Origin of the sequence: Rhodococcus jostii NBRC 16295 (genome assembly GCF_001894825.1) — a bacterium.
GTDB lineage: Bacteria > Actinomycetota > Actinomycetes > Mycobacteriales > Mycobacteriaceae > Rhodococcus_F > Rhodococcus_F jostii.
Genome location: NZ_BCWY01000025.1, coordinates 112002 through 118169 on the forward strand (window position 1 = coordinate 112002; position 6168 = coordinate 118169).

General features: G+C 66.1%; 7 protein-coding genes. All 7 read right to left on the reverse strand.

The features are described 5' to 3' along the window. Window positions 1-86: 86 nt before the first annotated feature. The 7 genes from RJ1_RS47780 to RJ1_RS18110 all read right to left on the reverse strand — a co-directional run bounded on the left by RJ1_RS47780 (window position 87) and on the right by RJ1_RS18110 (window position 6067). Window positions 87-377, reverse strand: a complete 291-nt coding sequence (locus tag RJ1_RS47780; RefSeq protein ID WP_240319897.1) for a hypothetical protein — start codon at window positions 375-377, stop codon at window positions 87-89. After that, on the reverse strand, window positions 371-541 hold the full coding sequence (locus RJ1_RS47785) for a hypothetical protein (RefSeq protein ID WP_240319896.1): 171 nt from the start codon (window positions 539-541) through the stop codon (window positions 371-373). Before RJ1_RS47785 ends, RJ1_RS47780 begins: the two co-directional genes overlap by 7 nt. Window positions 542-591: 50 nt before the next feature. After that, window positions 592-1476: an NAD(P)-dependent oxidoreductase gene (locus RJ1_RS18090; RefSeq protein ID WP_073362175.1), complete on the reverse strand. Its 885-nt coding sequence runs from the start codon at window positions 1474-1476 to the stop codon at window positions 592-594. Between the two features lie 129 nt (window positions 1477-1605). Continuing rightward, complete coding sequence (locus tag RJ1_RS18095; RefSeq protein ID WP_073362177.1) at window positions 1606-2019, reverse strand: carboxymuconolactone decarboxylase family protein; 414 nt, start codon at window positions 2017-2019, stop codon at window positions 1606-1608. Next, on the reverse strand, window positions 2016-3410 hold the full coding sequence (locus RJ1_RS18100; RefSeq protein WP_073362178.1) for an NAD-dependent succinate-semialdehyde dehydrogenase: 1395 nt from the start codon (window positions 3408-3410) through the stop codon (window positions 2016-2018). The genes RJ1_RS18095 and RJ1_RS18100 overlap by 4 nt, the downstream gene beginning before the upstream one ends. Before the next feature lie 31 nt (window positions 3411-3441). Beyond that, entirely contained in the window at window positions 3442-5067 is a 1626-nt protein-coding gene (locus RJ1_RS18105; protein WP_073362180.1) for a flavin-containing monooxygenase, read from the reverse strand. A gap of 64 nt (window positions 5068-5131) precedes the next feature. Further along, the gene (locus RJ1_RS18110) at window positions 5132-6067 is read right to left on the reverse strand and encodes an alpha/beta hydrolase (RefSeq protein WP_073362182.1); all 936 of its coding nucleotides are present in this window, start codon (window positions 6065-6067) and stop codon (window positions 5132-5134) included. Window positions 6068-6168 lie beyond the last annotated feature (101 nt).

The following is a 6168-nucleotide window of genomic DNA, read 5'->3' on the forward strand; positions in this document are numbered from 1 at the left end:
CAGCCCACAGGTCTTTGGAGATCTCATCTGCACGAAACACTCACACACGATCCCGCACTCGAGCCCGGTCATTCAGCACACCTGCTCTACGGGACAGGGAAGGTGGCGAGCCCCGGGTTGACCAGTATCTGGTACCCGTCGACAGGGGGGTATGCGCCGACGTCGGCAACCGCGGCGATCGTGCCGCTGCCGGTGACGACCGTCGCGGGGGCGTATCGGCACCGATCCTCCGGTGCGGTGGGCCGACTGTGGTCGGTCTCCACGAGTCGGAGGGCGGTGGTGCCGGCGACGCCGGTGGTCAGATTCCGCCAGTTCACCGACACGGCGACGCAGTAGGTCGAGTTCGTCGCTGAACGCTCCGCCGCAAAGGTCACCATCCTGCGACGAACCGCACCGGGACCTGGAACGCCGTGGTCGTCGCAGCCGGGACCGTCGGCGTGTTCGCCATCGCGGTGGCGGACGAGCAGAGCGGGACCGCGAGGACCGCCACGGATGCCGCGGCCCAGGCTACGAACGAACGACGAATTGCTGCACGACGCACGGCGTCAGCCTCTCGTGTTGGATCTATCCCGACCCTGGTGCAGTGTCAGGCTACTCGCCTGGAGGCAGTGCGGACCTGACAACAGCGAGCGGGACAGGCCCCCGGGCACCTGCTACGCGGCGCTCGTCATCCATCATCTCGTCGGCACAAGCAGACACGCTCTCATCGGCGCCGAGCAGCGCACGCGCCTGAAGGATCGCCTGTTCGACGTCGTCGTCAAGATTTGCGGCGGGCAGTGACCCGAGTTCGCCGCGGAGCAGTCCGACGTCCTTGAGCAGCAGGTCGTACTGGACGTCGACGAGGTTGTCACTCATCCAGCTCTGGCCGGTCGACACGCCGATCACCTCGAAAAGGTCCTTGGCCGGTACCCCGTGTTCGGCTGAGAGGTTGAGCATCCGTGCGGTGGCGGCCAGGTTGTAGGTGGCCAGCGCATTGTTGAGGAGCTTCACCAGGGCCGGCTGGCCGTAGGACTCCATCCGGAAGACGCGGCCGGAGATGTCGGCCAGCAGCCGGTCCTCCGCAGGGACGGTGGCGGGTCCGGCGAGGAAGATGGTCATCGAGCCTTGGCGGGCACCCTGGGGGCCACCCGAGACAGGGGCCTCGAAGACGCGCCAGTTGCCCCGGGCCGAGGACATGATCTTCCGGGCGTCCGCGGGCGCGAGCGTGGTGTGGACGAAGACGGTCAGCGGCCGCGCGGTGTGGTCCTGGAGCGCCGTGAACACGGACGAGACCTGGTCCGCCAGCCGCACCGCGACGTGGACGCTGTCGACGGACGGCCAATCGAGTGTCGCCAGGTCGCTGCCGGCCGGCGACGCGGTCTCCTCCGACCACTCGCGGACGCGCTCGGTGTTGAAGTCGTAGCCGTACACCTCCTGCCCCAGCTGGGCGAGATGTGCGCCGATGTTTCCGCCGATGGGTCCGAGTCCGATTACCACATGCAAGAGCGTTCCTCGAGTGTGAGAGAGAAAGTTGTGAGAGAAGATGCCGGACCGGCATAGCAAGTCATCGAGCTGTCGGCGGGTTCGGCGGGCGTCATGAGGACGCCGTGGTGGGGCGAAATCGGCTCAGTCCGTGGGGAACTCCGCATCGAGACCACGCTCTGCCATGACCTGCTTGACGAGGGTCAGGCCGTTGAGCACGCGCGGGAACCCGACGTAGGGGATGCACTGGATCAAGGCCCCGACGATCTTCTCTTTGGTCAGGCCCACATTGAAGCCGGTGTTGATGTGCAACTTCAACTGGGGTTCGGTGCCCAGAGCGACCAGCGTGGAGATGGTCACCATCGTCTGCTCTTGCTGGGTCAGGCTGGTTCGGGAATAGATGTCTCCGAAGGCGAAGGAGACGATGTAGTCGGACAGGTCCGCGTCCAGGCTCTTGTAGGACTCCACAAGCTTGACGTGGTCGAAGGTGTTCGTGTGCTCGGGGGAAACGAGCTCCATCATGCGGTCGAGGCCGCGCTGGTAGCGATCTGTGGTCATGCGGGTATTCCTTTCTTTCCCTGCGGATTTCGAATCAACTTCTTGTTGGCGAATTCGTTGAAGCCGAACTTGGCGAGCTCGCGGCCGAACCCCGACCCCTTGACACCGCCGAACGGCAGATCGGGCGAACTCTTGCTGGTGCCGTTGATCCAGACCATGCCGGTCTCGAGTTCCTCGGCCACGCGGTCGGCCTTGTCCGGGTCCGAGGTGAACACGCTGGATGAGAGGCCGAACGGGGAGTCGTTGGCCAGGTCGATCGCCTCGTCCATCGAACCGACACAGTGCACGACCGCTACCGGGCCGAACAGTTCCTCGCTGAAGGCGCGCATGTCGCGGGTGACGCCCGCCAGGACGGTAGGCGGGTAGTAGGCTCCGGCCCCCTCCGGCCGGTTGCCGCCCAACAGCACCTCGGCCCCGCGGGAGATCGCGTCCTGGACAAGCTCGTCCAGTTCCTCAACCCCCGCGTTCGATGCCAGCGGTCCGAGCTTCGTGTCGGGGCTGGTCGGGTCGCCGGGCTGCCAGCCGGCCATCCCGTCGACGAATTTACCGACGAACTCCTCGTACACGCGTTCATCCACGAGGAACCGCTTCGACGCGGTGCACGCCTGCCCGCCGTTACCGAGCCGACCGACGACGGCAGCGGCCGCCGCCGCATCGACATCGGCGTCGTCGAGCACCAGGAACGGATCCGAGCCACCGAGTTCGAGCACGCACTTCTTCATGTGTCGTCCGGCGACCTCGCCGACGGCGGACCCGGCCTTCTCGGATCCGGTGAGCGACACACCCTGGACACGAGGATCAGCAACGGTATTCGCGACGTGCGCCGAGGAGATGAAGGCATTGAGGTACACACCCGCGGGCAACCCGGCCTCGGCCAGGACCCGTTCGATCGCGAGAGCGGACTGCGGGCAATTCCGCGCATGCTTGAGGATGATCGTGTTGCCCAAAGCGATGTTCGGGGCCGCGAAACGGGCCACCTGGTAGTAGGGGAAGTTCCACGGCATGACCCCGACCAGCGGGCCGATCGGCTCCGTACGCACGACGGCCGTCCCGGACCCTGTGATGTCGAGGGGCTCGTCGGCGATGTACTCCTCCACATGGTCGGCGTAGAACTGGTAGATCGAGGCGACCAGCGCCACCTCCCCCTTGGCCTGCGCGATCGGCTTGCCCATTTCCAAGGTGAGGATCTTCGCCAGCTCGTCGGCCTGCTCCCGGTGGATCTCGGCGGCCCGGGTCAGGACGGTGCGGCGCTGCTCCAAGGGCGTGGTGCGCCAGGAGCGGTAGGCGGCCGTGCTACGTCCGATGAGATCGTCCAGCTCCGCATCCGAGATCTCCGGGTACTGCGCAATCTGATCCCCGGTGACCGGGTCGATGGTGGTGTACACACCCATGGGTGGTTCTCCTGTGTGGTTGAGAAGGGCGTCAGGCCGGGATGGTGTCGGCTGATTTCAACGCGAAGCCGCGGTAGCCGTCGGCGGTGATGTCGGTCAGGACGCCGCGGTAGTTGCCCAGGCCGCCCAGGTAGAACAGAACGCTCGGCTTCTTGCCCGGGATGTTCGCGCCGAAAATCCACGAGTCGACCTTCGTGAACACCGTCATGTTGGCGATCTCGGTGCAGGTCTCGGTCCATTCGGCCTCGGCCTCCGGCGTGGGCTCGATCGCGCGCAGCCCGGCGCGCTCGGCGTAGTCGATCGTCTCGCTGATCCACTCGACCTGCGTCTCGATGCTCGGCGGCAGGTTCGTAAACGGGCCGTTGGGTCCCAGCACCATGAACCAGTTGGGAAAGTTCGCGGTGGAGATGCCCAGGTAGCTGGTGGGCTGCCCGCCCCAGTGATCGTTGATGTTCAGGCCGCCCCGGCCGCGGATCTCCATCCGCCGGTAGGTGCCGTCCACCGCGTCGAATCCTGTGGCAAAGACGAGCACATCCAGCTCGTGCAGGACCCCGTCCTCGGTCACCACACCCTTGGCGGTGACCTCGCGAATCGGATTCTCCTTGATGGCAACGGCTTCCACGTTCGACCGGTTGAAGACCTGGTAGTAGCCGTCGTCACAGAGCGGGCGCCGGGCGAACAAGCCGGTCGGTGTCAACTTGCGGGCGGTTTCCGGGTCCTCGATCGTCTCGGCGATCTTGGAACGGATGAAGGACGCTGCGGTCTCGTTGGCTTCCTCGTCGGTGGCGATGTCACCGAACGTGGCGAACATGAAGCGGAAACCGCCGCCGTGCTGCCAGGCCTCCTCGTAGACGCGGTTGCGTTCCTCCTCCGAGACGCTCATCGCCGGCACGGCAGACTCCTCGAAGCCGAAGGCCACAGACGAACCCTTGACCTGCGTCCAGATCCCCTCGTACTCCGCCTTGACCGCATCGATCTGCTCCGCGGTCACGGGACGCTTACCAACGGGAACGGAGTACTGCGGGGTCCGGACGAACACGGTGAGGTGCTCGACCTCCGGCGCCAGGGCCGTGATGACCTGCTGGCCAGTGGAACCGGTGCCGATGACCCCGACGCGGCGACCGGCGAGATCCTTGCCCTCGGGCCAGGCGGCGGTGTGGATGGTTTCGCCCTCGAAGGTGTCCAGACCGGGCAGGTTCGGGAGATTGATGGCCGAGAGCAGTCCGACGGCGTTGACGACGTAGCTGGCCCGGTACACGGCGCCGGTGTCGGTGGTGACCTCCCACAGGCCCTCGTCGTCCAGGTAGATCGCGGACCTGACCTCGGTGCCGAACCGGAAGTGGCGGCGCAGGTCGAAACGGTCGACGACACCCTCGAGGTATTCCAGGATCTCGGGCTGGGTGATGTACGTGTGCTTCCAGGTGCCGTCCTGCAGCAGGTCGGAATCGAAGGAGAAGCGGTAGACGTGGCTTTCGGTGTCGGAGAGGGCACCCGGGTAGCGGTTCCAGTACCAGGTGCCGCCGGGGCCCTCAGCCTTGTCGAAACCGACTGTGGTGAGGCCGAGTTCGTTGTGCAGCTTGTGGACGGCGTAGATCCCACCGAATCCGGCGCCGATGACGACGGCGTCGACGATGTGGGGGGTGGTCTGTGCAGGCATGGCGAACTCCTGTGTCGTTCTGATGCAGGGAAAGTAGCGGTGAAAGATGAAGGGGCCCAGGTAGTTACTTGCGGTACCAGGCGGCGAGCTTCTCGAACTCCTCGGCCACGAGGGCGGATCGTCCGGCGAGGAACGGGTAGACGTGCTGCTGGCCTTCCCCGATCGACAGGGTGACATCCACACCTGATGCCGCGGCACGCTCCTCCAGGCGGGTGGTGTTGTCGAGGAGCGACTCGACGCTGCCTGCCGTGAGGTAGAGCCGCGGGAAACCGGTGAAGTCGGCGTGCAGCGGGTTCGCCAGCGGGGTCTTCGGGTCGATCGTGTCCCCGAGGACGCCGGCGATCATGCCTTCGAGCAGTTCGGGGGTGATCAGGGCGTCGGTGTCGTTGTTGGTGACGAGGGTTTCGCCCTTGTTCTCCATGTCGAGCCACGGGGAGAAGGCGATGACCCCGCCGGGGCCGTGCTTGCCCTGTTCCTTCAGGGCCAGGGCAATGGCGATGGCGAGGTTGCCGCCGGCGGAATCACCGATGGTGGTGATTGCCTGCGGGGCGATGCCGGATGCGACGAGAGCATCGAACGCGGCCACACCGTCCTCGACCTGGGCCGGGTGCTGAAACTCGGGGGCGCGGCGGTAGTCGAGCACGAAGCTGACGGAGCCGAGCGCCTTGGCGACGTGGGCGGCGAGCTTGCGGTGGCTGGCGGCCGAGCCGACGGCGAACCCGCCGCCGTGCGTGTAGAGGAGCACCTTGGACATGTCCGCTCCGTCCGGCAGGCACCAGATGCCCGGGACTCCGCCGACGGTGTCCTCGCGGTACGTCACGCCCTCCGGCTCGACGGTCGGCTGGTGCCACTCGTCGAACATGGAACGGAACAGGCGCATGGTCAGGTCGGGCGTCGCCGCCATGATCTGGGACCAATCGGCGTAGAGGTCGCGCAGCACGTCCCGGCCCTCGGCATCGGCGGTAGTGACGCTGAGCTGTTCGGAGATGTTGGTGGTCATGGTTGCCTTCGGTTCGGTTTCGGACCAGGTGGGTGGAGTCCTGGTCCCGCGTTCTGTTACCTACCTGCCGCAGCCGCCTCGATGTGATGGCCGCCACGGCT

What these genes read in the sequence shown, in the direction of transcription:
- RJ1_RS18105 (WP_073362180.1), bottom strand. Translation starts at nt 5,067, where the DNA reads ATGCCTGCACAGACCACCCCCCACATCGTCGACGCCGTCGTCATCGGC.
- RJ1_RS47780 (WP_240319897.1), bottom strand. Translation starts at nt 377, where the DNA reads ATGGTGACCTTTGCGGCGGAGCGTTCAGCGACGAACTCGACCTACTGC.
- RJ1_RS18110 (WP_073362182.1), bottom strand. Translation starts at nt 6,067, where the DNA reads ATGACCACCAACATCTCCGAACAGCTCAGCGTCACTACCGCCGATGCC.
- RJ1_RS18100 (WP_073362178.1), bottom strand. Translation starts at nt 3,410, where the DNA reads ATGGGTGTGTACACCACCATCGACCCGGTCACCGGGGATCAGATTGCG.
- RJ1_RS18095 (WP_073362177.1), bottom strand. Translation starts at nt 2,019, where the DNA reads ATGACCACAGATCGCTACCAGCGCGGCCTCGACCGCATGATGGAGCTC.